21 protein-coding genes are annotated in these 24398 nt (G+C 65.5%); 10 read left to right on the top strand and 11 right to left on the bottom strand.

The features are described from left to right. Positions 1 to 253 precede the first annotated feature (253 nt). The 3 genes from ACOJVU_RS11400 to ACOJVU_RS11390 all read right to left on the bottom strand — a co-directional run bounded on the left by ACOJVU_RS11400 (position 254) and on the right by ACOJVU_RS11390 (position 3265). The gene (locus tag ACOJVU_RS11400) at positions 254 to 1642 is read right to left on the bottom strand and encodes a PPE family protein (RefSeq protein ID WP_421529888.1); all 1389 of its coding nucleotides are present in this window, start codon (positions 1640 to 1642) and stop codon (positions 254 to 256) included. A 60-nt stretch (positions 1643 to 1702) separates the two neighbouring features. After that, positions 1703 to 2917 (bottom strand): PPE family protein, encoded by a 1215-nt coding sequence (locus ACOJVU_RS11395; protein ID WP_421529885.1) that lies wholly within the window; start codon positions 2915 to 2917, stop codon positions 1703 to 1705. A 144-nt stretch (positions 2918 to 3061) separates the two neighbouring features. Then, positions 3062 to 3265, bottom strand: a complete 204-nt coding sequence (locus ACOJVU_RS11390) for a hypothetical protein (RefSeq protein ID WP_421529884.1) — start codon at positions 3263 to 3265, stop codon at positions 3062 to 3064. A gap of 775 nt (positions 3266 to 4040) precedes the next feature. Between ACOJVU_RS11390 and ACOJVU_RS11385 the strand changes: the two genes are divergently transcribed. The 3 genes from ACOJVU_RS11385 (at position 4041) to ACOJVU_RS11375 (ending at position 7636) form a co-directional block, all read left to right on the top strand. Further along, on the top strand, positions 4041 to 4604 hold the full coding sequence (locus ACOJVU_RS11385; protein WP_421529883.1) for an OsmC family protein: 564 nt from the start codon (positions 4041 to 4043) through the stop codon (positions 4602 to 4604). 340 nt (positions 4605 to 4944) lie between these two features. After that, entirely contained in the window at positions 4945 to 6219 is a 1275-nt protein-coding gene (locus ACOJVU_RS11380) for an NAD(P)/FAD-dependent oxidoreductase (protein ID WP_421529882.1), read from the top strand. A 37-nt stretch (positions 6220 to 6256) separates the two neighbouring features. Then, positions 6257 to 7636 carry a dihydrolipoyl dehydrogenase gene (locus tag ACOJVU_RS11375; protein ID WP_421529881.1) on the top strand — a complete coding sequence of 460 codons (1380 nt, stop codon included), beginning with the start codon at positions 6257 to 6259 and terminating at the stop codon, positions 7634 to 7636. A gap of 111 nt (positions 7637 to 7747) precedes the next feature. On the opposite strand, the gene ACOJVU_RS11370 is transcribed toward ACOJVU_RS11375, so the two are convergent. From ACOJVU_RS11370 to ACOJVU_RS11360, 3 genes are all read right to left on the bottom strand, one after another. Then, entirely contained in the window at positions 7748 to 8182 is a 435-nt protein-coding gene (locus ACOJVU_RS11370; RefSeq protein WP_421529880.1) for a type II toxin-antitoxin system VapC family toxin, read from the bottom strand. Continuing rightward, positions 8166 to 8399 carry an AbrB/MazE/SpoVT family DNA-binding domain-containing protein gene (locus ACOJVU_RS11365; protein WP_407685361.1) on the bottom strand — a complete coding sequence of 78 codons (234 nt, stop codon included), beginning with the start codon at positions 8397 to 8399 and terminating at the stop codon, positions 8166 to 8168. Before ACOJVU_RS11365 ends, ACOJVU_RS11370 begins: the two co-directional genes overlap by 17 nt. Positions 8400 to 8612: 213 nt before the next feature. After that, positions 8613 to 9392, bottom strand: a complete 780-nt coding sequence (locus tag ACOJVU_RS11360; RefSeq protein WP_421529879.1) for an ArsR/SmtB family transcription factor — start codon at positions 9390 to 9392, stop codon at positions 8613 to 8615. A gap of 66 nt (positions 9393 to 9458) precedes the next feature. Between ACOJVU_RS11360 and ACOJVU_RS11355 the strand changes: the two genes are divergently transcribed. Further along, positions 9459 to 10229 carry a maleylpyruvate isomerase N-terminal domain-containing protein gene (locus ACOJVU_RS11355; RefSeq protein WP_421529878.1) on the top strand — a complete coding sequence of 257 codons (771 nt, stop codon included), beginning with the start codon at positions 9459 to 9461 and terminating at the stop codon, positions 10227 to 10229. On the opposite strand, the gene ACOJVU_RS11350 is transcribed toward ACOJVU_RS11355, so the two are convergent. Then, a complete protein-coding gene (locus ACOJVU_RS11350) occupies positions 10223 to 11170 on the bottom strand; it encodes a LysR family transcriptional regulator (protein ID WP_421529887.1) in 948 nt (315 codons plus the stop codon). The genes ACOJVU_RS11355 and ACOJVU_RS11350 overlap by 7 nt on opposite strands. Before the next feature lie 214 nt (positions 11171 to 11384). After that, positions 11385 to 12068, bottom strand: a complete 684-nt coding sequence (locus ACOJVU_RS11345; RefSeq protein ID WP_421529877.1) for a hypothetical protein — start codon at positions 12066 to 12068, stop codon at positions 11385 to 11387. Positions 12069 to 12296: 228 nt separating this feature from the next. On the opposite strand from ACOJVU_RS11345, the gene ACOJVU_RS11340 reads away from it, so the two are divergent. From ACOJVU_RS11340 to ACOJVU_RS11320, 5 genes are all read left to right on the top strand, one after another. Continuing rightward, on the top strand, positions 12297 to 13829 hold the full coding sequence (locus ACOJVU_RS11340) for a 4Fe-4S dicluster domain-containing protein (RefSeq protein WP_421529876.1): 1533 nt from the start codon (positions 12297 to 12299) through the stop codon (positions 13827 to 13829). Between the two features lie 18 nt (positions 13830 to 13847). Next, a complete protein-coding gene (locus ACOJVU_RS11335; protein ID WP_421529875.1) occupies positions 13848 to 16772 on the top strand; it encodes a molybdopterin-dependent oxidoreductase in 2925 nt (974 codons plus the stop codon). Then, complete coding sequence (locus ACOJVU_RS11330; RefSeq protein ID WP_421529874.1) at positions 16769 to 17626, top strand: molecular chaperone TorD family protein; 858 nt, start codon at positions 16769 to 16771, stop codon at positions 17624 to 17626. The genes ACOJVU_RS11335 and ACOJVU_RS11330 overlap by 4 nt, the downstream gene beginning before the upstream one ends. Beyond that, the gene (locus ACOJVU_RS11325) at positions 17623 to 18720 is read left to right on the top strand and encodes an Mrp/NBP35 family ATP-binding protein (RefSeq protein ID WP_421529873.1); all 1098 of its coding nucleotides are present in this window, start codon (positions 17623 to 17625) and stop codon (positions 18718 to 18720) included. The genes ACOJVU_RS11330 and ACOJVU_RS11325 overlap by 4 nt, the downstream gene beginning before the upstream one ends. Before the next feature lie 102 nt (positions 18721 to 18822). Then, positions 18823 to 19074, top strand: a complete 252-nt coding sequence (locus ACOJVU_RS11320) for a hypothetical protein (RefSeq protein ID WP_421529872.1) — start codon at positions 18823 to 18825, stop codon at positions 19072 to 19074. Positions 19075 to 19119: 45 nt separating this feature from the next. On the opposite strand, the gene ACOJVU_RS11315 is transcribed toward ACOJVU_RS11320, so the two are convergent. The 3 genes from ACOJVU_RS11315 to ctaD all read right to left on the bottom strand — a co-directional run bounded on the left by ACOJVU_RS11315 (position 19120) and on the right by ctaD (position 22639). Further along, positions 19120 to 19848 (bottom strand): ZIP family metal transporter, encoded by a 729-nt coding sequence (locus ACOJVU_RS11315; RefSeq protein WP_421529871.1) that lies wholly within the window; start codon positions 19846 to 19848, stop codon positions 19120 to 19122. Between the two features lie 230 nt (positions 19849 to 20078). Beyond that, the gene (locus ACOJVU_RS11310) at positions 20079 to 20774 is read right to left on the bottom strand and encodes a peroxiredoxin (protein ID WP_421529886.1); all 696 of its coding nucleotides are present in this window, start codon (positions 20772 to 20774) and stop codon (positions 20079 to 20081) included. Positions 20775 to 20896: 122 nt separating this feature from the next. After that, entirely contained in the window at positions 20897 to 22639 is a 1743-nt protein-coding gene (gene ctaD / locus ACOJVU_RS11305; protein ID WP_421529870.1) for a cytochrome c oxidase subunit I, read from the bottom strand. A 208-nt stretch (positions 22640 to 22847) separates the two neighbouring features. On the opposite strand from ctaD, the gene ACOJVU_RS11300 reads away from it, so the two are divergent. Then, the gene (locus ACOJVU_RS11300; protein WP_421529869.1) at positions 22848 to 24125 is read left to right on the top strand and encodes an ATP-binding protein; all 1278 of its coding nucleotides are present in this window, start codon (positions 22848 to 22850) and stop codon (positions 24123 to 24125) included. Positions 24126 to 24398: the final 273 nt, after the last annotated feature.

Below are 24398 nucleotides of genomic sequence, written 5' to 3'. Positions count from 1 at the left end.
AAGTGGTCTCGCCCGTAAGTTCGTCGGGGGTTGTTACCAGACGCCGCGGGTGCCGAGTCTGCGCTGGCGGCGTCGAGACTGTGCTCAGCGCTACTTTTTTTCGCGTTTCGGCGCTGCCACCGCAGTCTCGACACCCCAGCGAACGGGCCCGACGGATTAACGGGCAAGACCACTAGCTCGCGAGGGATTGAAATTCCGGGCTGTCGCTGGCCACGCCGGAAACCTGACGCGACAACGGCGGGCGCCCCTCACATCACAACCCACCCACGGGGTTGTCACGAGAGCCCCTTTTCTTGTCGCCGGTGTGAATGTGTACCGCATGGGTACCCGGTTTCCTCGACAGTTGGTCCAGCAGACTCTCAAGTTGAGCCTTGTCGGTGTGCCAGTGCTGAACCGACTCGGGCTTCTGGGAGAGTTCGGCAAGGACGCGGTCGAATTTGCTGGGTTTCGAACCGCTCTTGTCGCGGGCCGTCTCCGATCGGTGCACAGTTGTCACGTTGACCGCGGGCGGCATTGCCTTGCCGAGTGCGCCGCCGACCGCGCTTGCCAGGATCATCTCGCCAGTCAGGTCTTCGATGGCCTTTGCCGCGACCGCAGGGGCTGCACCGGCGCCGGTACCCTGCAATCCGGAGGCAACCAGCTTGACGGTGGGGGTGGCTGCCGCCCAGTTTGGCGGTACTGACAACCCACCCGTCAGCCCAGCGCTGCCCAGCTGCGCTGAGACCACCGGGGCGGCTGCCGTCAGGTCCGCGTTCGGCGCCGTCATCGATGCAGCCAATTGCGGCCCCGATGCCGTAGGCAACCCGACTGAGGATATCGCGCCTTGCATCCACATAATGTCGAGGTTCATGCCGAACAGGGTGTTGACCACGCCGGAAGCTCCCACTAAAACAGCTCTCCCGCCCGTATCCAGGAAATCCGCGGCGATCGACAACGGCGACGACGAACTCAACAGATCGAGCAGCGGCGTAATCGCCGACGAGACCGGCAGCGCCGAGGTCGCGGCGTTGCTCAGCGTTGCTGGTGTCGTGGACATCAGTTCGGCCAGCTGTGAGAGTATCGGCTGCACCCCGCCCGCTGATGCGCCGATCTCCTGAGCGGCCGAGACGGCTGGAGCCGCGGCGCCGCCCGGATTTGTCGTGGGGGGCGCGGCCGTGAACGGCGCCAATCGGGTGGCAGCCGCGGACGACGCCGCATAGTCGTACATCGCAGCGGTGTCCTGAGCCCACATCTGCTCGTACTGCGCCTCGGCAGCCGTGATCGCCTGCGTGTTTTGGCCGAAGACGTTCGTCGCGATCAATGCCGCCAACTCGCTGCGGTTAGCTGCGATCACCGCCGGGGGCACCGTCGCAGCGAAGGCTGTCTGGTAGGCGTGGACGGCCATGCCGGCCTGGACGGCGGCCTGCTCGGCGCGCGCAGCGGTGTCACGCAGCCACGCTGTATACGGACTGGCCGCGGCCGCCATCCGCACCGCCGAAGGGCCGCGCCATTGCGCTGACAGTGTCGACAGTGTGGACGCATGAGAATTCGCCGCAGAGCGCAGCTCGGCGGCGAGAGTATCCCACGCCGCCGCGGCCCGCGACATTGATCCGGACCCGGCGCCGGCGTAGATACGGCCGGAATTGACTTCCGGCGGCAACATCCCGTAATCCATCTCTACCCCTTCGGTCTAGGGTGTCCCGCTGCACCGTGCGGTCAAAGGTTATTCGTCGTCTTCGGTTATCAGGATGATGTTTATGGGCGCATCGTCTGCCGCCGCAGCATCTGCGGCGCGCACTTTGCCGGCTGTGGCGGTGCCGGCACCGGTTCCGGCGATCGCCCGTCCGGCCAGCCCGGAGAGCGCCATGCCACCGAACAGGTTTCCTTCTTCGGCGGCGGTGACCGCTGCCACGGCCGCGCCCGGTTCCGACACCGGCACAAACACGGCGACCGGCTTGATTTCCGGGGCCGCCATAACCCAACCGTGCGGCACCGACATGTTACTGACCAAAGCCGCGCGTCCCATGCTGGCTGACACTTGCGCCGGTGTCGCCGAGCTGGCCAGCACACCTCCGGAACCAAACACGCCCGCCGGGACGCCTAGCACGACTTTGTCGAACTTGCTGGCCACATTCGCAAAGTTGACCCCCGTTTGGGTTACCGAGTAGAGCAACAGGCTTACAAGCTCGCCTTCTGGAAGCCCGGACAACAAATTGAACGGCGATAGCGACCCGACGGTCACATTTGCTAGCACGTCAACGAGCGAAGACGGTGTGGCCGCCGCCGGCGAGGCGCCCACCGGGGCCGCCATCGTGTGCAGTAACTGGGGAACCGAGGACAGCAGAGCCGGCAATGTCTGTGCCGATGCCTGGGCGGCGCGGGTTACTGCTGCGGCCTGCGCAACCAGACCGCCGGAGTTGGTGGTCTGCGGCGGCTCGCCGAACGGAGTCACCGCGGATGCCGCCGAAGCAGAACTGGCGTAACCGTACATGGCCGCGGCGTCTTGCTCCCACATCTCGGCGTAATCGAGTTCGGTAGCCGCGATTGCCGGGGTGTTCTGCCCGAAAATATTGGTTACCACCAGGGATGCCAATAAGCTGCGGTTGGCCGCGACGGCCGGCGGCGGCACGGTAGCGGCAAATGCAGCCTCGTAGGCGGCCACCGCGGCGCGGGCTTGGGCTGTGGTTTGGCGCGCGCGGACGGCGCTGGTGTCGAGCCATGTCGTATACGACTGGGCCGCCGCGGCCATCGCCGCGAACGACGGGCCATGCCATCTGCTCGCCAGCCCAGAAGTTATCGACGAGTAGGCGGCCGCCATGGTCTCCAAATCTGCGGCCACACCGTCCCACGCGACAGCGGCGGCCAACATTGGAGCTGACCCGGGACCCGTATACAAAAGACCCGAATTGACCTCTGGCGGCAATATCCCAAAATCCATGTGAAATCCCTGAGTAAGTCGCTAGTCAGCTGGGGGCTGGCGCTGGCGGTAGCCATGTGCCGGTGGTGACGAGTCGGCGGAGGGCGTCGAGTTTGTTGATGCCCCATTTGACCTCGGCTGCGGCTGCTCGGGCCCCGGTGGCGGCTATTCGGTGCACGCGGGGTGCACATAGGTGGGCGTGCCGGCGGCGGGGCCGGGTGTTTCCTCTGCGTGCGGCGCCGGCGCGCCCGCGAGCAGTTTTCGCGTGTGGGCGAGGAAGTTTCGTTCCCAGCGGGCGCGGCCCATCGGCAGGTAGTGCGCGCACGTCAACAGCGCCGCCCAGGCGCAGACCTCGGGTCCGATCCGCACCGGCTAGCCCCACGCCACGAGGGTCTCGGCATGGGCGGCCGGCACCGCCTCATCGTCCCACCCTCGGTGCTGACCATCCTGCAGGCTCGGCAAAGCTTCGAGAGTCGCTGGTACTCGGTGATCTGCAGGGGCGGCGGCTCCAGCAGATCGTCGCGTGCGACATCAACGGTCGCCCGGGAATACTCGATCACCTCCAACGCGACACCGGGTGTTTAAGCTCGGCGGAAAACTCGCGACGTTCCATACATGCGACTCAAATTCGGTTCAGCCTCGACAATAGATCAAGGCGGTGTCTGAAGGTCACCATCCTGCCCCCGGACCGGCACACATCCGGCTCGAATTGATCCGCGACGGCAGTGCCGCGAAATCCACGCGGGGTAGGAACTCAGGCCACATGGCCACCATCGACGCCAAATTCTCTCAAGCATGCGGTGCTTCACCACGCTATCTTCGATGCACGCCGGCGCATCAGGGCCCAAAGCCCTCTCTGGACCTGGGCCCGTACATGGCGAGTTGAACCGTTGACCCGCCCGTGAAACGTTGATGACGGCCCGACCCGGCGGAGCAACGCTGAGACCGCGCCCACGAAAATGTCATCAGGAGATCCGGAGAGGGCCCAAAGTCCCTACCGCCTGTCGCAAAGCACGTGCGACGGTGTATTCATTCCCGCGGAAGAAGTCAACGGGGTCTGGATAGTCGCTGATCGTCAAGGACGCGGCGCGCGAATTCAGTTCAACTACAAGATGATTAGAGACTGACGATGGATAACACGGATGTGCTCGATGGCGTCGACATGAAGGCGTTGACAGCGATGGCCGAGGCGGTGAGGACTGATCGAAATCTGGCCAAGGTGACCTTCCGGGCCAACTCCCAGTGGCGGAGTGGCTGCCTGGTGACCTCTCAGATTTCCGCAATGACCCAGGGTGGCGACACCGACACCGGCCGGGCCGGGAAGAAGTTCACGATGACAAGCGATCATCCTGTCTCACTGCTCGGCAACGATACGGCGCCCACACCGGCCGAGTACCTGCTGCAGGGCCTCGCGGGTTGCTTGGCATGCAACATAGTGGGCACCGCCGCGGCCCGGGGAATCGAACTGGAAAGCTACACCTGCGAGGTCGAAACCGACTTCGATGTGGCGTCGCTATTTTTGGGCATCACCGAAGGGATCAACGCCGAACAAGGATCCGGCGCCCAGGAGTTTCGCGCCAAGTTGAAAATCGTCGCACCGAAAGCGAGCCGGGAAGAAATCGAAGCCGTGGTCAAGGCCGGACAGGAACGGTCTCCCGTCACCAACACCCTCGCCAGGGCGGCCAAGATGGTCGTGACGCTGGAGTGAGCACTACCGATAGTCGCTGGTAGCTCCTAGCGGCGACGAGGATCGCTGGGAGCTCTCGGCTTATTTGTGTCGTGTATCACGCGGCGATGTCGGGGTGGATTTGGTCGAATGCGGCGGATTGGCGCGGTAGTACCCTCAGGGTGAGTCGGCCCCTCGGCTAACGGAATCACAGATTTCAGGTAATGCGCTCATCCGCCGTTGCGATGGGGACGGCGCCGACGTCTCGACTCGCCCGGCGGCAAGCTGGCCGGTTCTGATGTTTTGAGGTATGCCGCGGATGCCCCTATCTGTGGCCGGATGGGCATTGAAAGTCAGTCGGACATCGAAGGGAGCGATCGCGATGACGCAGGCCAAACCACGGGTCCTGGTGCTGGGGAGCAGCTTTGCCGGGTTGACCACGGCCCGGTTCATCCGCGAGCATGCCGGTGACGCCGTCGAGATCGTCGTCGTCGACCGCAACCCTTACCTGACCTTTGTGCCGAACATCCAGTTGGAGGTGTTCGCCGATCGCGATCCCCTCGAATCCCTGCTGCTGGACACCCCGAAGATCCACGGTCATGACGGCAACACTTTCTTGAACGCCGAGGTGATCGCGATCGACCCCGATGCCAAAAGCGTGCACATCGTTCCCAGCGACCGTCTGGGCTCAGCCACCGAGGCGCTCGGCTATGACTATCTGGTGATCGCGCTCGGGAACCGCCTGGCCTATGACCAGATCGAAGGCTTCGGGGAGCACGGCGACACGGTCTCCAGTGGCTACTACGGCAACAGGCTGCGTCGGCGGCTCGCCTCCTACAAGGGCGGGCCGATCGCCATCGGCTCGGCCCGGTTCCACCAGGGTCTGCAGGGCAAACCGGACTGGATGCCGGTCGGGGTCGCCGCGTGCGAAGGCCCGCCTTTGGAGCTCGGGCTGGCGATGGCGCACTGGCTCGGCGAACACCATCTGGGCGACGCGCATCGCATCACGCTGTTCACCCCCGCGTCGATGATCGCCGAGGATGCCGGTGAACAGATCGTCACCGCGTTCTTGGAGATGGCGGCCAAACAGGGGTTCGGCTATCTGAACAACACCGACGACGTCGTGCGTCTTACCGCCGACGGGATCGAGTTCCACAACGGTGCGAGCCTGGAAGCCGAGATCAAGATCGTCTTACCCGACTGGGTGCCCCACCCGTTCTTGAAGGACCTGTCGGTCACCGACGAGCGGGGTTTCGTGCTCACCGACCGCCGGATGCGCAATCCCGAGCATCCCGAATTGTTTGCCGTCGGTGACGCGGCGGCACTTACGGTGCCCAAGCTGGGCGGCCTGGGACACCAGCAGGCGCAGATCGTGGCCCGCCAGATCGCCATCGACGTCGGCGCGCTCGCCCCCGGCGACGCCGGACCCGAATACGAGCCCGAGATTCTCTGTTTCGGCGACATCGGCGCCCAACGAGGTTTCTACATCTACTCCAACACCTGGTTCGGCGGGCACACCTCCGTGTTCAAAATGGGTCACGCTCCCTATGCGATGAAGCTGGCGTTCAAAGAGATGTACTTCCGCACCGGAGGGAAACCGCCGGGATTCGGGGTGCCGGCCACCCACCTGCTGATGGACCACTTCCCCGGCGAGTAACACACGAGGCCCCGACCGGGGCAGGGAGGATTGTCGAATGGATGACATCGATGCGCTCACCATCGGCGCAGGCGGCGGCGGCTACCCCGCGGCTTTCCGACTGGCGGCGGCCGGGCGCAGCGTCGTGATGGTCGACCCCAAGGGGGTGATGAGCGGAAATTGCCTGGCCGAGGGCTGCGTGCCGTCCAAAGCCGTGCGCGAAATCGCCCACCACCTCCAGCAGCAGCGGCGCTTTCACAAAAGTGGGCTGCACGGTGAAGTCGACGTCGACTACTCCGAGGTGATCGCCCACAAGGACCAGGTGCAGACCCGCCGCTATGCGCAGCACGACGCGGAGTTGCGGGCGGCACCCAATGTCACCCTTCTCACCGGAACCGCCCGCATCGAGGATCCCCACACGGTGGCGGTGGACACCCCCGAAGGGCTTCGCCGCTTCACGGCGCGCAACATCGTCATCGCCAGCGGCTCGGACATTTCCGCGCCGCCGATCCCCGGGCTCGAGCACTGCCTCAACAGCCGAGACCTCTACGCACTCCACCCGTCCCTGTCGAGGCTGCCGGCCTCCATGCTGATCATCGGCGGCGGCTACGTGGGCTTGGAGACCGCATCGTTTTTCGCGGCCTTCGGCGCCCGGGTCACCGTGTTCGAACGCGAAGCCCAACTGCTGCCCGGGATGGACCCCGACATGGTGGCACTGCTGGCTCCGCTGCTGGACCCCAACATCGAAGTCATTCTGGGGGCCGAGGTGCGGCGGGTCGAACAAACCCCCGGCGGTGTGCGGGTGGTCTTCTTCGACGGGGCCACCGAGCAGCACAGGTCCGCCGAGGTCGCGTTCCAGGCACTCGGCCGCCACCCGGTGATCCCCGCCGGCCTGCGCGAGGCCGGTGTCGCGGTCGACGCCCACGGCGTCGCAGTCGATCCCACCCTGCAGACCAACCTGCGCCACATCTACGCCTGCGGCGACGTCAACGGCAGAACTCCGCTCTTCCATGCCGCGGTGCGTCAATCCGTGGCCGCCGCAGCCAACATCCTGGCAGGTGACCGGCACGCCGACGCGGTGGACTTTCTGTCCACGCCCACCACGGTTTTCACGCTTCCCGCCGCCGCCTACGTCGGCTTCACCCGCGCATCCGCGGCGGCCAAAGGGATCTGCGTCGAAGAGGCCTCCTACTCCTTCGCCGAGGACAGCCGGGCCCAGATCTTCGGTGAGACCGGCGGCGAGATTCGGCTGTTCTTCGCGACGGGCTCGCTGCGGCTGGTGGGCGGTTGGGTCGTCGGAATCGATGCGGGCAACCTCATCGGCCAGATCGGGCTCGCAGTCTCGAGTGGACTGACCGCCCGAGACCTTGCCACCTTCGCCGACCAACACCCGATGAGCGCCGAAGGGATCTCCCGAGCTGCCCGAAACCTCTTTTGACGCAACACGACCCGGTAAACGCTCAGGAGTTCTGACGCACGATCGGCAGCAGTGTCGGTTGCCCGTCGATCCGCGGGAAGACCGGTTCTCGGGGCCCGCAGGAGCCAGTTTTCATGGCGGCGTCGGCGATAACAGCTCATAGTCGACGGCGAGCAACCGATATGTCGGTTCGGCGCGCCGGTCGCAGGTGACGAGCGGGAGCTTGTGCTTGCGGGCGGCTGCACCCACGAGACCGTCGTACAGCGCGCCGCCTGCCAAGCCCGCCAACGCCAACTCCCGCACCAGGTCCTTTGTGTCCGTCGCGGACAGGAAGCGAGACTCGGGAAAATTCTTCTGCTCCAAGCGAAGTGCGGCAGCTGGACTGAGCCGGTGCGGTGGTGGCAGTCGGGTGAGTACAGACAGCAGCTCGACCGCGGCATGTCCCGACATCCCTCGGCGGCATGCGAGGAGCCGGGTTCTGGCGGCGAGGTGCAACGGGTTCTCGCGCTGCGCCAAGGCAAGCGCCGCACTGGTGTCGAGAAGCACGTGTTCAGCGCTGGTCGGCAAGCCGCAACTCCCTGACCGCGTCGGCGTCAAGTTCTGGGCCGCCACTGGGTAGCAGCAGAAGTCCGTCCTGTTCGACGAGATTGTCGGCTGCCACGCTTTCGATGCGGACAGCGGCCCCGTCCAGGGAAATCTCTACCTCGCCCGCGGTAATGCCCGACTGCTCGCGGAGCGACTTGGGGATCACCAAACGTCCGGCCTTGTCGATGGTAGTGCGCATACCAAGATGCTACCAACATTTTGGTATCGTTCGCCTGCCGGAGAACCGGGACGAAGCACCTCCGGTTGGCAGCCCTTGGCGGTCCTTTCCCGTCCAACTGCCCGCTGCAGTAGCCGATTCCGTAGCGCAGCAGCCGCTTCTAGCGGCCTGGGTTACTTCGCATCAGCCTGCCAATTCAGCCATAGTGGCAGAGGCGAATTGGCTCCGTGCCGATCAGTCCCAGTCTGCTGGCATACCGAAGGTGTCGGCGAGCCCTCGGCGCCCGAGGTCGGTGAGCACCACCGCGCGACGCCGGTGGACCCGGCGGATCCAATCCAGGTCGAACATGCGCTGGGTGAGCGCGGCCCCCAGTAGGCCGGCGAGGTGGTGGCGTTGTTCAGACCAGTCCACGCAGTAGCGGACCATCGGCGTCTTGCGGCTCAACGCGGCCAAATCTAACCCGAAGGCGGCCAGCGTTTCTCGTCCGGTCGGGGTCAGCCGATAGGTCAGGTCGGCGCCGCGCGCCGACAGCCGATCGGTGTCGGCTTGTCCGGGGTTGTAGCGCCCGTCGCCGCCGGTGAGCAGGCCCTGCTCGAGCAGCGCGGTCATGACGGCCACGCCCAGCCGCCCGGCAAGGTGGTTGTAGCAGGTGCGCGCCCGGCGCAGCGCGTGCGCGCGCGTGCCCTGGCGCAACGAACGGATCGGCTCGGGCGGAGAGATCCGGGCGAGTGCCTCCAGAGCTTCGGCCACTGCGGGGCCGGACAGGCGGAAGTAGCGGGCACGGCCCTGACGCTCGACGCTGAGCAGCCTGGCGTCCACGAGTTGGGCGAGGTGCTCGCTGGCGGTGGAGGCGGCCACTCCGGCCTCGGCGGCCAGCACGCCGGCCGGCAGTGCGCGCCCGTCGAGCAGGGCCATCAACACGCGCGCCCGGGCACGCTCGCCGATCAGCGCGGCAACGCTGGCGATATCAGCGTCACCGCGCCCGGCGAAAGCGACAGCGGGATCGGTGAACACACCACCCACGATAGGACGCGGATATTTCGGGCCCGGCCGAAGTAAGTCGGCATCACGATGGGTCTCATGGGCGCAAAGATCGACACCGACCGGTTTCCCGAGTGGCAACCCTTCCTGGATTCGGTTGCGCAGCACCGGCCCGACGCCGGCACGTGGTGCGAAGCCTGGACGGTGCGCGACCTCGTCCTCCATATCGCCGCAGGCGCCGAAGAACTCGCCCGGGTGCTGGGCAAGCACCTCGACGGCGAAAGGGCTGACACGCGCGGCTTTGATGAACGTGAGGGCCCGCTGCGTGCCTTGAACGACGCGGATCTGTGGGAGGCGCTGCACAGGGCGATGGCCGCCTTCAACGAAGTGGCAGCAGCCGCCGCCGACGTCCCCACCGATACTGACGTTGCCTGGGCCGGCCGCACGATGAAGGTGCCGTGGTTCGCCGAACACGTCCGAGAGGAACTCGTCCTGCACGGCTGGGACATCACCGGCGATGACGCGGCGGCACAGGCGCGACTGGCCCAACCGTGGATGACGACCCACAGTGTGGTCGCGGTGGGCAAGCCGCTGCTGGCCAAAGGAGCCCAGCAGCTTGGGCTTGCGCCCGGCGAGCGATTCGAGGCCCGGCTGCGTGTCCGAGGGTCACAAGACGTCGTGATCACGGCTGACAATGGTTCGACATCGATCGCCTTGGCGGAGCCGGACGGACCGGCGACACTAAGAACCGACGAGGCCGCACGGGTGCTGCTGTTATGGGGCCGACGGCCGGCTGACCCGTCGCGGATTCACAGTCGAGTTGGACCCGACACGCTCGGGCGTGCCCGCCGGCTGCTCAGCGGCTACTGAGTCGACCGGGGTAACGAGTTGGCGATGCTGCCGAGGAAGTCGCGTGCGGCGCCTGCGGGCGGGGTGCGTCCGCCGACCCAGATGGCGGAGAGCGGGCGCCGCAGATCCAGGTCGGGAACGCTGACGGCATGCAGACGACCGGCTGCCAGGTCGTCGGTGACTGTCAGTCGGCTCAACACGGCCGGTCCCGCGCCGGCAAGGACGGCGGCACGCACGGCGGCCGCCGACGGAAATTCCAATACCGGAGGCGCTTGTTGCATCTCATCGCCCAACGCTCGGCGCAGCGCGGCGGTCAAAGCGTCACGTGTTCCTGAGCCGGACTCCCGCATGACCAGAGGCGTTTGGGCAAGCTCAGCGGCGCTGATGCTGCGCGACCGCCGGGCCCACGCGTGAACTGGTGCCACGATGACCACCAGCTCGTCTTGCGCCACCATGCGACTGGCCAGCTCGCCAGGTGGGTTGGGGCGTTCGATGAATCCCAGTTCGGCGGTGCCGTTGCGAACCATCGCGATGGCACCATCGCTGTTGGTGGCGGTCAACACTATTTGGGGAGCGGTGCGGCCCTCCCGAGCGGCGGCAGTTGCCAGCGAGACCAGCCACTGGGGTAAAAGCTGCTCGGCGATCGTCTGGCTGGCCGCCACCTTGAGGCGCCGGCGTTTTTCAGTACGCATCGCGGTCAGGCCGGCATCGACGTGGTGAGCGACCTCGAGCAGCCTGGCCGCCCACTCGGCTACGACGACACCGGCGGGCGTCAGTTGGGTCCCACGTGTTGTCCGAAGAGCCAGCTGAACCCCGGTCAGAGCCTCCATCGACGCCAGTCGTGACGACACTGCCTGCTGGGTGAGACCAAACTCGGTGGCGACCGCGCCGGGGCTGCCGGTACGGGCTAGCGCAAGCAACATCTCGAACGAGCTGAGTTCGGGCATGCGCGGACTCAGCATCGGGTGGACATGACCTGGGGCAATCGACACATCGCCACCACGGGTTGCTGTGACGATCTGGTCTTGGTCACCGCTGGCGTCGTAACTGACTTCGGCCATCTTGATCAACCTCCTGCTGGGTGTTGTTCTGAGTACCCATCGGCCACCTCTCGAACGCGGACTGGGAAGTCAGGAACACCGGCCTGCGAGGACCGACCACGCGAACCCGCAGATCTCACCACCCCGACACCTCATGCGGCAGGGCCATACTCATCTGAGGAAGCCGGTCCCCGGTACTGCTCGGGCGCGCAGCGTGAAGCCCGTCAGCAGGAAGGTCAAGAGGTCCGGACCTGAGGATGTCGGTGGGCAAGGCAAGGACTTTTCCGCACGTACGGCATCTCAAATCTCGTCCTTGCGATATCAAACGGCCGATCTGCATGTCCAGCGCGATGTGCAAGAGAGCCGAGCAGGTCTTGCAGAGAATCTCGACACGGTTTCCCAATGCGTTGGATTCACTGTCCAAACAATGGTCAATGGCATGATATTCCACGACATAATCTGCGACCCGGGTGCAACCCTGGCTGTTCTGGCAACCAACCGATGTCCAGTCCAACGCCGCCAGCCCCGGTGGCGCGGTGGCATTGGCCGCATTTTCCGGTGACTCGTGACCTGGATCAGTAACCTGCCCGGGAACCTTCACTGTGCTCTCCGAAATGGCCGGAGGCTCGGAGTAGGCGGCCTTCGCCGCGGCAACGCCGCGGACAGCCGGCCGGTGTGCGGCTGCGTATAGTCTCCGGATCAATACGGCTTTCACGATCGAAAGATAGCCGACGGCACAGATCAGAAAAAAAGCCGACCAGCCGCCGAAACCAATCCATCCAACGCAGGTTTGCGAAATTCGTACCGGTGTTGTCAACATTTTCCCTCCGCTTTCCGTGGCGGTCGGCTTCGCGTGTAGTAATGATCATGACGGGCGCGACACCATCGCGCCAGCAAGAGATATTTGTGACGACACAAAGCAACATCGACCTCCTGAGGAACGAGGAACTCGGCAAAGTCGTGGTTTTCAGGTCGGCAATCCATACCGGACCTTTGGATGGCAACGGTGCCCTGTCAACGGAGCCGATCCCGTACTACGGTTGGGGTGATGGCTGTTGACGCCGCCCAAGTCGGGCGATGGGTGAAGGTTCTCGACCAGACTCGCTGCATCGGCTGCCACGCGTGCAGCACGGCATGTAAAAGCGAGAACGAGGTCCCGCTCGGGGTGAACCGGACCTACGTCAAATCGGTGGATGTCGGCAAATTCCCGGAAGCGCGCCGCGCATTTCAGGTGACGCGATGCAATCAGTGCACCGACGCCCCCTGCGTGACCGCCTGCCCCACCCGGGCCATGTACAAGAGGTCCGACGGGATCGTCGACTTCGACAAGAGCATCTGCATCGGCTGCAAGGCGTGCATGGCCGCATGCCCTTATGACGCCATCTTCATCAACCCGGAAGACCACTCCGCGGAGAAGTGCAACATGTGCGCCCACCGCCTCGACGTCGGGCTGGAGCCCGCCTGCGTGACGGTGTGCCCCACCCAAGCGATCCTTGTCGGCGACCTGGAGGATCCTTCGTCCAAAGTCGCCGAACTCATCAACCGTCGGCCTGCTGTGGTGCGACGACCGGAGAAGGAAACCGGGCCGGGGGTGTTCTATCTCGGTGCCCACCAGGCCACCCTGGATCCGCTGGCGGCGCGCCGGCCGGACGGCGGGTTGTACGCGTGGGCGACCCAGGGGCCCGCCGATCCGCAACTGGCGACGTCAGGTCACCCGGTTGGTGCGGTCTCCTCGGCGGCAGCACTGGTGTCCTACGACGTCCCCCACCGCGCCCCCTGGGGTTGGCGGGTGAGTCTCTACACGTGGACGAAAAGCCTTGCCGCCGGCCTCCTCATGGTGGCGGTCGGCCTGACGCTGATCGGCGAGAACGACTGGGACGATCCGTTGACACGGTGGATCGCGCCCCTCGGATCGCTGACGTTTCTGGCGATCACCGGCGTCTTGTTGACCTGGGATTTGAAACACCCGTTTCGCTTCTACCTGATCTTCACCCGACCGCAATGGCGCAGCTGGCTGGTGCGCGGGGCGTTCATGCTCAGCGGCTACGGCGGGATCCTCGGCGTGTATCTGGCGGCCGTCATCTTCGATGTGGGGTGGTTGCAACGGGCCAGCGGAATCCTCGCAGTGCCCTCGGCGCTGGTCACCGCGTACTACACCGCTTTTCTGTTCGCCCAGGCCAAGGCACGCGATCTGTGGCAGAGCGCTTTGCTTCCCGTGCATCTGGTGTTGCAGGCGATATTAGCCGGCGCGGCCGGCCTGCTGCCGTTTCTGCTGGCCGCCGGCTACGCCCCGCACCGTGCCCTGGTCGCCACCGAAGTGATCATGGCGGCCGCCGCCGCGCAAATTCTCTTGGTGTGGGCCGAGGTGGCGATGCCGCACGTCACCGCCCACGCGCACCTGGCGATCCACGAGATGGTCCGGGGCCGGTTCGCGCCGTTCTTCTGGGTCGGTATCGGCGGTGTCGCGGTGGCGGTGGCCGCGCCGTGGATCGGTTGGGTCGCCGTGCCGTTCGTGCTGATCGGACTGCTTGCCCACGAGCACGCCTACATCCAGGCCGGGCAGGCGGTTCCGCTGGCCTGAGGAAGGAAACGGACAGCGATGCGCAAACGCGCGGCACCGGAGATCGACCAGCTCGCCAGGCGGGTGTCGGCGGCACGGCGCGCCGTCGAGCAGCGCGGCGAGACCTTCTATCAAGGCCCCAGCGCGGCCCACCTGGCGTCGTTTCCACCCAAAGAACGCTGGGACAACTGGGTAGAGCTGGACTCGCGATCGTGGCCGCGGCGCGTCGAACACAGCTACCTGCTGGTTCCGACGACGTGTTTCAACTGTGAATCGGCCTGCGGGCTGCTGGCCTATGTCGACCGGGACTCACTGCAGGTCCGCAAGTTCGAAGGCAATCCCGAACATCCCGGGTCGCGGGGACGGAACTGCGCAAAGGGCCCGGCGACCATCAACCAGGTCGCCGACCCCGACCGAATCCTCTATCCGCTCAAACGCATTGGTCCGCGCGGGGGCGGGCAGTGGCAGCGCGTCAGCTGGGACGAGGCCCTCGATGCGCTCGCGCAACGCCTCCGAGCGGCGATCACCGAGCACCGGCAGAACGAGATCATGGTGCATCTCGGCCGTCCCGGCGAGGACGGCTACACCGAGCGGGTGCTGGCCAGCTGGGGAGTGGACGGCCACAATTCACACACCAACGTCTGCTCGAGCGGGGGCCGCACCGGCTACCAGTTCTGGATGGGCATCGATCGACCCAGCCCCGACCACGCCAACGCCAAGGTCATCTACCTGATCAGCTCGCATTTGGAGACCGGGCACTACTTCAACCCGCACGCGCAGCGGATCACCGAGGCCAGGGCGAACGGGGCCAAGGTGATCGTGCTCGACACCCGGTTGTCCAACACCGCAACCCACGCCGATTACTGGCTTTCACCGCAGCCCGGCAGCGAGGCCGCAATCAACCTGGCCATTGCCCGCCACCTCATCACCACCGGCCGCTATGACAGGGAATTCGTCCGCCGATGGTGGAACTGGGCGGAGTACCTGCACGCCTGTGCGCCCGAGCTGCCGCCTACCTTCGCCTCCTTCGAAGCCGAACTTCGGCGCTTGTACGACACGTACACTTTCGACTTCGCCGCCGCGGAGTCCGGGATCGCCGCCGAGACGCTGCGGGCAGTCGCCGAAACGGTGGCCCAGGCCGGCACCCGGTTCGCCGCACACTGCTGGCGATCTGCGGCCGCCTCCAATCTCGGCGGATGGCAGGTGTCGCGGACGGTGTTCTTGCTGTCTGCGCTGCTCGGCGCGGTGGGTACCGAGGGCGGAACCTTTCCCAACGCCTGGAACAAGTTCGTGCCCAAGCCCATCCACACACCACCGGATCCGGCGGTGTGGCAGGACCTCAGCTGGCCGCTGGAGTATCCGCTGGCCCAGAACGAAATGTCTTTCCTGCTGCCGCATTTGATCAAAGACGGCCGGGGCCGCCTCGACGTGTACTTCAACCGGGTATACAACCCGGTGTGGAACAATCCTGACGGCTTGTCGTGGATGGAGGTGCTCACCGACGAGCAGGCCGTCGGCTGCTACGTCGCATTGACCCCGACGTGGAGCGAATCGGCGTATCTGGCCGACTGGGTGCTGCCGATGGGACACGCCTCCGAACGGCACGACACCCACTCCTACGAGCAATACGACGGGCAGTGGATCGGTTTCCGGCAGCCCGTACTTCGCGCCGCGCGACAGCGGCTGGGCGAATCGATCCCCGACACCCGCCACGTCAACCCGGGCGAGGTGTGGGAGGAGAACGAGTTTTGGATCGAGCTGTCCTGGCGGATCGACCCGGACGGCAGCCTGGGCATCCGCCAGTACCACGAATCGCGGGCCCGGCCCGGCGAGAAGCTCACCGTCGACGAGTATTACGGCTGGATGTTCGACAATTCCGTGCCGGGACTGCCCGAACGGGCCGCACACGAGGGTGTGACCGCGCTGGAATTCATGCGCCGCTACGGGGCGTTCGAGGTCGCGCGGGGTGTCGGTGCAATCCATGAAAGCGAGGTTCGGCCCGAGGAGTTGCTCGACACGCATATCAGCCCCGCCGGACGGGTGTACACCGCCGCACCCGAACACGACGCCGTCAATACGGTTCCGATCGCCTCGCCGGATCCCGACGAGCAGGGACGGCGGGCCGTCGGTGTTCTCGTTGACGGGCGGATTCTGCGGGGATTCCCGACCCCGTCGGGTCTGCTCGAGTTCTATTCGTCGACGCTGGCGGCATGGGGTTGGCCCGAGCACGCGCTGCCCGGCTACATCAAAAGCCACGTGCATCCCGACGCGCTTGCCGACGATCAGGTGGTGTTGCTCTCGACGTTTCGGGTACCCACGCAGATACACACCCGATCTGCCAATTCCAAGTGGCTCGATGAACTGGCCCACACGAACCCGGTATGGATTCACCCCGCTGACGCAGCGCGGTTCGGTGTGGCAAAGACCGGCGACCTGGTGCGGGTCGAGACCGCGATCGGGCATTTCGTCGCCAAAGCCTGGATCACCGAAGGCATCCGGCCGGGCGTGGTCGCCTGCAGCCATCACATGGGACGGTGGCGCACCGCGGGCGAGCCGAACGGGGCGCGCGCCATGATGGCCACCGTCGACCTGGACCGGGACGGGTCCGCCTGGTCCATGAGAAGGCTGCGGCCCGTCGAACCCTACACAAGCAGCGACCCCGATACGCAACGCATCTGGTGGGGCGACACCGGTGTGCACCAAAACCTCACGTTCCCGGTTCAGCCGGACCCGATCTCGGGAATGCACTGCTGGCACCAGGCGGTGCGGGTGACACCGGCGGGCCGCGATGATCGGGCCGGCGACATCTGCGTGGACACCGCCAAAGCCCGCATGGTGTACCGCCGGTGGCTGGCGATGACGCGCGGCGCGCCGACCGTCACACCAGACGGAACACGCCGCCCGCATTGGCTGATGCGTCCCCTCAAACCGTTGGGTGACGCCTACCAGATCCCAAACCGATGACCACGTCAGATGTTCTGCTGCAGGCCAACACCGACCGCGGCGAATTGCTGCGTGCGCTCGGCGCGATCGCCTACTCGCCGCCGCCGGCGACCGATCGGGTGACCGACGCGCTGGGTCTTGCGCGCATCACCGCCGCCGAACACACCGAGGCCTTCATCCTTGCGGCGCCGCCGCACGCGGCCATCCACCTCGGGTTCGAAGGCAAGCTGGGCGGGCACGGGCTGGACCGGATCGAGGGATTCTGGCGTGCGGCCGGCGCGGATCCGCCCGCCGACGCCGACCATCTCGGAGTGCTGTTGATGTGTTACGCCGGACTGCGGGACACCGGCGCTGACCATGATCGACGCGTCGCCGATGCACTGCTCTTCGAACACATCTGGCCGTGGGCTCCTGGTTATCTCTGCGCTGCAGCAGATCTGGGCTGCGACGCGATCACGGCATGGGCGGACCTCACCCTGGCGGTGCTGACCGAAGAGCAGCCGCGGGTGCGCGCCTCAGAGGCGCTGCCGCTGGCGCTGCGCACGGCCCCGGACGCTTTGGACGTCGATTGCGAATTCGACGAATTGCTCGACTCCTTGATCACACCGATCAGATGCGGAATGGTGCTCACCCACCGCGCGCTGTCGTCCGGGGCAGCAGCTATCGGCGTGGGCTACCGGCGCGGGGAGCGCCGGTTTGCCCTGAAAGGGATGCTCGCCCAAGACAAGCGGGCGACACTGCAGTGGCTGTGTGCGCAGGCGAAAACGTGGGCGACGCGACACGGCGAACGAAGCGACCCAACTTCGCAGTGGTGGGCCGCCCGCGCCACGCGCAGTGCCACAGCGTTGGCAACTCTCGCGGAGTCGGCGCCATGACCGACCGGCAGGCGATCGCGTCACAGGTGCGCTCAGTCGTGGGTGATGTTGTCGACCCGGAACTTCGCTGTCGGCTGGGTGAATTGGGCATGGTGCGCCACGTCGAGGTCCGCGGCCGGGGCCGGGTACGCATCGACATCGCTTTGACCACGCCGAACTGCCCGATGTCCGAGGAGATTCGGCGCGACGTCGCCGCCGCCGCCGACGGCGTCGCCGGGGTGAAGCGCTGCGAGGTGCGACTGTCGACGATGTCGCCCGACGAACGCGACCGCGCCGCTCGCTACGCGATCGACGTTCGCCGCACCTCGGATCCGCGCGAAATCTACGCGATCGCCAGCGGAAAAGGCGGTGTGGGCAAGTCCAGTATTGCCGCGAATCTCGCTGTGGCGCTGGCTCGACGGGGCCGTCGCGTCGGACTCATCGACGCCGATGTGTGGGGATACTCGGTGCCTCAGCTCTTCGGGGTGCGCCGCGCACCCGTGGCGATGAACGGTCGGATGCTTCCGGTTCACGCGCACGGCGTCGCCTTGATGTCACTGGGTTTCTTCGTCAGCCCCGACGAGCCGATCATGTGGCGCGGCCCGATGCTGCACAAGGCGCTCACCCAGTTCGTCACCGACACCTTCTGGGGAGACCTCGACGTGCTGATCCTGGATCTGCCGCCGGGAACGGGCGACGTGACTCTCTCGGTGCTCGAGTTCCTCCCCGACGCCGCGCTGGTGGCGGTCACGACCCCCCAACCCGCGGCGCGTTCGGTGGCCAGCAGAGTGGGCGCGCTGGCACAGCAGGTGGGCATGCCGGTCGCGGGGGTGATCGAGAACATGAGCGAACTGGTGTGCCCACACTGCGCGCAGCCCAGCACCCTGTTCGGCGCCGGGGGCGGCGAGCAGCTGGCAGCCGAAATCGGTTGCGAGGTGATCGGAAAGATACCTGTGGACGTCGCGCTTCGCGAATCCGGCGACCGCGGCGTTCCCGTGGTGGTCGCGTGTCCCGAGAGCGCCTCGGCGCTCGCGCTCTGCACGGCCGCGGCCCGGCTGCGACCTGCCCGGCGACCATTGGTGGGCCGATCGCTTGATCTGACTCCACGAGCGTGACCGCGCCGTCAGTCGGAGCGAAAACGGTCTCACGCTGCGCGGGCACTCGCCCCTGGCGCCGCCGGTCCCGACTACCGGGCCGAGGTTCTCTGCTTCGGCGACATGGGCGGACACCGGGGCTTCCACATCAACTCCGACATCTGGCATGGTGGCAACACCGCCGTCTTCACGATAGGACATGCTCCCTATGCGATGAAGCTGGCGTTCAAAGAGATGCACTTCCGCACCGGAGGCAAGCCGCCGTCGTTCGGGGTGCCGGCCACCCACCTACTTGAAATCCCGCGGAAATCATGCGCGCAGCATTTCCTGTTCGAGTCGACGATCACAGCCAAAGTGAGTGGTTGCCGACGTTGATCGACCGACAGCGCACCGGTGACCACTACCCGTAGACCGAGGGGATCATCCCGGCAGCAGCCCGGTAATGGCAAAGATCAGCACAGCCCCCGCTGCGGTAAGCCCGAGACGGACCAGTGACGGCTCGCTGTGCGCGGCTGGCAGCAGCTCGCCGGTACCGATCATCAGAAAGACTCCGGCGTAGATCGCCAAACCGACTCCATATAAATGCGAGGTGAACGGGATCGCGGCGCCAGCGATCGCCCCGATCTCAGGGGCGACGGCGTCGATTAGTAGCCACCGGCGCGCATGGTGCACGTCGCCGCCCTGGGAAAGCACGAAGATCACGGTGTTCATCCCGTCGACGAAGTCATGGCCGACCACCGCGATCAGCACGAAAGCCCCCACTTGAGGTGACAGCGCAAACCCGGCTCCAATCCCAAGACCATCCAGCAGGCTGTGCACCGACAGAGCCAGAGCCTCCAAGGTTCCCACTGGCCGGTGCCGGGATGCTTGGTCGGGGTCATCGCGGTGATGCAGCACCAGGAGCCGACTGAGCACCAGAAAGCCCACGAATCCCACACCCATGGCCGCACCTACCGTGCGCCCGGCCGCAACCGAGCCCAGCCGATCAACGGCCTCAGGCCCGAGGCCGAACAGCGCCACTCCCAACACCACCCCGCCGGTGAACGCCATCACGCCCGTCAGGCGGGTACGAAGCCTCAGGCCGATCAGCCCGCCGACAAAGGTGGCCGCAACAGTTGACAACGCCCAGATTGGACCGAGCCCGGTCATTCTGAGCCTCCAACCCTCACGACGCCCGAATAGGTGCGCACTCCGGCGCGAAGTGAGGACCTCTGCCCAACCACCACATATCCAGCTACCACATATCCAGCTACCAGATATCGGATTAGCTGGGCACACCGTAGCGGCAAGGCACTGCGCTGGGGTGCGTCCACACCGGCTCAGCGGGCACTGTCCAGTTGCCCGTCACAGCATGTGCCAGACAAACCGCTGCCGCGTCGTTAGGTGGCGCTCGGAACCCGGATTGCGGATTCGACCTCGTCGGCGGTGATCTTTTTGGTGCAAAAGAACCAGTCTTGACATTCGACGCCGTCCACGTGACCGTCCATCCGTTCCTTGGCGGTGCCGCAGGTGCCCGCGGTGGGAACGATCACGGAGTCACCCGGGCGCCAGTCCGCCGGCGTCGCGACGTCGAAGTGGTCGGCCGTCTGCAGGGCCTGCACGACGCGCAACAGCTCGTCGAAGTTGCGGCCGAGACTCAACGGGTAGTAGATGATGGCCCGGATCACCCCCTTGGGGTCGATCACGAAGACCGCGCGCACCGCCTTGGTGGAGTCTTCGCCAGGCATGATCATCCCGTATTTCTGCGCGACCGCCATCGACACGTCCTCGATCAGCGGGAAGGTGACCTCCACCTCGTGCATGTCACGGAAGGTGATCTTGTCCTTGATCGTGCGCAACCAGGCGATGTGGCTTGCGAGTCCGTCGACGGACAACCCGACCAACTCGGTGTTGTAGGCGGCGAATCGCTGTTGCATCGAGGCGAAGGTCATGAATTCGCTGGTGCACACCGGGGTGAAGTCGGCCGGGTGGGAGAACAGGATCACCCATTTACCGGCATAGTCGGCAGGGAAGTTGATTTCCCCCTGGGTGGTAGCGGCGCTGAACGCGGGAGCCGGGTCACCGATACGGGGCATGCTCGTCAAGTGCTGGTCGGTATCTGGGGCACTGGTCATGGTGATCCTTTCAGGCCTGCGTCAGTAATATCCGCAACACATACCCTACTGGGTATATTCCGCGGTGATCGGGAGCATCTTCGCTATGCGCGTGGACTCGCCACCAGGCCGGATTCGGTGACCACCTCGCGGTGACGGCCGACGTGGGATTCGGCGCGCATGCGCGCCACCATGTCCGGATGGTGCAGTTCGAACGCCGGACGTTCAGAACGAATCCGGGGCAACTCGTAGAAGTTGTGCCGCGGCGGCGGGCAGCTGGTGGCCCACTCCAGCGAATTGCCGTAGCCCCACGGGTCATCGACGGTGACGGGCTCGCCGTAACGCCAGGATTTGAACACATTCCAGATGAAAGGCAGCATCGACGCACCCAGAATGAACGCTCCGACCGTCGAGACGACGTTGAGCGCGGTGAAGCCGTCGGTGGGCAGGTAGTCGGCGTAGCGACGCGGCATGCCCATGTTGCCCAGCCAGTGCTGCACCAAAAACGTGGTGTTGAAGCCGATCAACGTCAACCAGAAGTGCAACTTGCCCAGCCGCTCGTCGAGCAGCCGGCCCGTCATCTTCGGGAACCAGAAGTACACCCCGGCGAACGTGGAGAACACGATGGTGCCGAACAGCGTGTAGTGGAAGTGCGCGACCACGAAATAGCTGTCGGTGACGTGGAAGTCCAGCGGCGGGCTGGCCAACAGGACACCGGACAATCCGCCCAGCAGGAACGTCACCAGAAACCCGACCGAGAACAGCATCGGGGTTTCAAAAGTCAGCTGCCCCTTCCACATGGTGCCGGTCCAGTTGAAGAACTTGATCCCGGTGGGGATCGCGATCAGATACGAGGTGATCGCGAAAAACGGCAGCAGCACTGCGCCGGTGGCGAACATGTGGTGCGCCCACACCGTCATCGACAATCCGCCGATGGCCAGGGTGGCAAACACCAGGGTGGTGTAGCCGAAGACGGGTTTGCGGCTGAATACGGGGATGATCTCGGTGACGATGCCGAAAAATGGCAGCGCCACGATGTAGACCTCGGGGTGTCCGAAGAACCAGAACAGGTGCTGCCACAAGAGAACTCCGCCGTTGGCCGGGTCGAAGACGTGGGCCCCCAGGTGCCGGTCGGCCGCCAGCCCGAACAGGGCAGCGGTCAGGATCGGGAACGCCAGCAACACCAGAATCGACGTCACCAGAATGTTCCAGGTGAAGATCGGCATCCGGAACATCGTCATCCCCGGTGCGCGCATACACACCACGGTGGTGATCATGTTGACCGCGCCCAGGATCGTGCCCAAGCCGGCAACGATCAGGCCGGTGATCCACAGATCACCGCCCGCGCCGGGCGAGTGGATGGCGTCGGCCAGCGGGGTGTAGGCGGTCCAGCCGAAATCGGCGGCACCGCCGGGGGTGATGAAGCCCGCTAGCACGACCAGCCCGCCGAACAGAAACAGCCAGTAGGAAAAGGCGTTCAGCCGGGGAAACGCGACGTCGGGGGCCCCGATTTGCAGCGGCAGAACCAGATTGGCGAACCCGAACACGATCGGGGTGGCATACAACAGCAGCATGATGGTGCCGTGCATGGTGAACAGCTGGTTGTACTGCTCGTTGGACAAGAACTGCAGTCCCGGCGAAGCCAGCTCGGTGCGCATGAACAGAGCCATCAGCCCGCCCACGAAAAACAGCGCGTAGCAGGTCACCACGTACATGATCCCGATCGTCTTGTGGTCGGTCGTCGTGACCAGGCGGTAAATCAGATTTCCCTTGGGGCCCAAACGAGCCGGGAACGGCCGCCGCGCTCGCAGCGAAGAAGAAGAAATAGAGGGCGTTTCAACGGTCATAGCCGCTCCTCCCGGTCGGGCCGGAATTGGACGGGCAGCTCCTCATGCGGGGCAACTACTTTCTCGACGGTACTCCGAATTCGGTCCCCGTCAAAGGGTCGCGCCGGGACGTGACTATGCCCCCAGGGGTATGAGAGAATGTCAGATAAGGCGCTGTCCGCGAGGGGGGCCGCCGTCAGCGCCGTCCCCTGGCAAGGAGGTGCAGCCGATGCCGCCATGGCGATTGCGCGACTTTCACGACGATGACCTCGATCAGGCGATCTTGGTGTGGGATCAGAGTCGCTACCCGGGCGACCCGTCGCCGGCCTTTCCGATCTCCGAGGTGGTCGCGGCAGCCAGATCGGGGCGGCCCGCGGTGGTCGCCGTCGTCGGCGACGAGCTGGCCGGTATTGCGGTCGCCGAAGTCCAGGGCGAACGAGCGTGGATCTCGCTCCTCGGCCTCAACAACCGGTGGCGCAATCGCGGCGTCGGCAGCGCACTTCTGGGTGGGCTCGAGATGCGGTTACGCACGCTCGGCGCGCGGCGTGTTGGTGCATTACTACCGGCGGAGGCGACCGGCGCGACGGCGCTGCGCAACTCCGGCTACCGGGAACGGACCGACCTGTCGTTTTTCGAAAAGATCGACACCGTCGGCTCCTCGGACGCGGGTCTGCTCGCCGAACTCGGCGCCCAGACGATGCCCCGCGGCCTGTGGAACGCGATGGGCGGGATGGAATCGGAGAAGGAGATCGTGGAGCGGCGGATCGTGCTGCCGCTGACCGAGCCGAACATCGCCGAGAAATACGGCGTCTCGCCGCCGAAGGCGGTCATCTTGTTCGGGCCCCCGGGGACCGGGAAGACCAGCTTCGCCAAGGCCGTTGCCGGTCGGCTCGGCTGGCCGTTCGTCGAACTGCTCCCGTCGCGCCTTGCCGCACCAGATGTTGCCCTGGCGAGCGCGCTGCGCGAGGCCTTCGTGACGCTGATGGAACTGGAATCCGTGGTGGTGTTCATCGATGAAGTCGAGGAAATCGCCGGATCACGTTCGGGCGAGCGCTGCGACCCGGCACACGGCGTCACCAACGAACTGCTCAAATTGATCCCGGCGTTTCGCCAACGCGACGACCGGCTGTTGATCTGCGCGACGAACTCGGTGCGATCCCTGGATTCGGCTTTTCTGCGACCCGGGCGATTCGACTACATCATCCCGATCGGACCCCCGGACGCGACGGCGCGAGCCGCGATCTGGGCCAGATATCTCGGACCGGCCGCCGATTCGGTCGATATCGATCAACTGGTGGTGGCCAGCGAGATGTTCACTCCGGCCGATATCGAGTTCGCTGCCCGCAAGGGCGCGCAATCCGGCTTCGAGCGCGAGATCGAATTCAACCGTGGCGAGCCGTCGCGCACCGAGGACTACCTCGCGGCAATCACCGAGACCCGGCCCTCGCTGACCGAGGCCGTGCTCGCCGAGTTCACTGAAGACATCCACCAGCGGACCCGGCTCTGACAACCGTCAGTAGCGCGCACCGACACGATCTCGTCCCGAAGCGAGGTTCCGTGGATGAAAACCGCTGAGGTCCGTCGACAGGTATCTCGTTGCCTCAACCCTCGAGCCGATCGAGCGGCACCCCGCAGCTGACCCCGACGCCTTCCATGGCCTCTTCAAGCGGCACGTCGAGGGCACTGGCCACCGTGGTCGTGTAGCGCATCAACGCAACCGAGGCCACGATCTCCACGATCTCGGCATCGGTCCATCCGAATGCTCTCAAGTTGTCGGTCA

Source organism: Mycobacterium sp. THU-M104, from assembly GCF_049197365.1.
GTDB lineage: Bacteria > Actinomycetota > Actinomycetes > Mycobacteriales > Mycobacteriaceae > Mycobacterium.
This window is presented reverse-complemented; position numbering and strand designations above follow the sequence as displayed.

Coding starts and splice junctions, on each gene's coding strand:
- ACOJVU_RS11375 (WP_421529881.1), top strand. CDS start 6,257: ATGGATGACATCGATGCGCTCACCATCGGCGCAGGCGGCGGCGGCTAC.
- ACOJVU_RS11340 (WP_421529876.1), top strand. CDS start 12,297: ATGGCTGTTGACGCCGCCCAAGTCGGGCGATGGGTGAAGGTTCTCGAC.
- ACOJVU_RS11355 (WP_421529878.1), top strand. CDS start 9,459: ATGGGCGCAAAGATCGACACCGACCGGTTTCCCGAGTGGCAACCCTTC.
- ACOJVU_RS11400 (WP_421529888.1), bottom strand. CDS start 1,642: ATGTTGCCGCCGGAAGTCAATTCCGGCCGTATCTACGCCGGCGCCGGG.
- ACOJVU_RS11330 (WP_421529874.1), top strand. CDS start 16,769: ATGACCACGTCAGATGTTCTGCTGCAGGCCAACACCGACCGCGGCGAA.
- ACOJVU_RS11380 (WP_421529882.1), top strand. CDS start 4,945: ATGACGCAGGCCAAACCACGGGTCCTGGTGCTGGGGAGCAGCTTTGCC.
- ctaD (WP_421529870.1), bottom strand. CDS start 22,639: ATGACCGTTGAAACGCCCTCTATTTCTTCTTCTTCGCTGCGAGCGCGG.
- ACOJVU_RS11350 (WP_421529887.1), bottom strand. CDS start 11,170: ATGCTGAGTCCGCGCATGCCCGAACTCAGCTCGTTCGAGATGTTGCTT.
- ACOJVU_RS11335 (WP_421529875.1), top strand. CDS start 13,848: ATGCGCAAACGCGCGGCACCGGAGATCGACCAGCTCGCCAGGCGGGTG.
- ACOJVU_RS11325 (WP_421529873.1), top strand. CDS start 17,623: ATGACCGACCGGCAGGCGATCGCGTCACAGGTGCGCTCAGTCGTGGGT.
- ACOJVU_RS11310 (WP_421529886.1), bottom strand. CDS start 20,774: ATGCCCCGTATCGGTGACCCGGCTCCCGCGTTCAGCGCCGCTACCACC.
- ACOJVU_RS11345 (WP_421529877.1), bottom strand. CDS start 12,068: ATGTTGACAACACCGGTACGAATTTCGCAAACCTGCGTTGGATGGATT.
- ACOJVU_RS11300 (WP_421529869.1), top strand. CDS start 22,848: ATGCCGCCATGGCGATTGCGCGACTTTCACGACGATGACCTCGATCAG.
- ACOJVU_RS11320 (WP_421529872.1), top strand. CDS start 18,823: ATGGGCGGACACCGGGGCTTCCACATCAACTCCGACATCTGGCATGGT.
- ACOJVU_RS11365 (WP_407685361.1), bottom strand. CDS start 8,399: ATGCGCACTACCATCGACAAGGCCGGACGTTTGGTGATCCCCAAGTCG.
- ACOJVU_RS11315 (WP_421529871.1), bottom strand. CDS start 19,848: ATGACCGGGCTCGGTCCAATCTGGGCGTTGTCAACTGTTGCGGCCACC.
- ACOJVU_RS11395 (WP_421529885.1), bottom strand. CDS start 2,917: ATGGATTTTGGGATATTGCCGCCAGAGGTCAATTCGGGTCTTTTGTAT.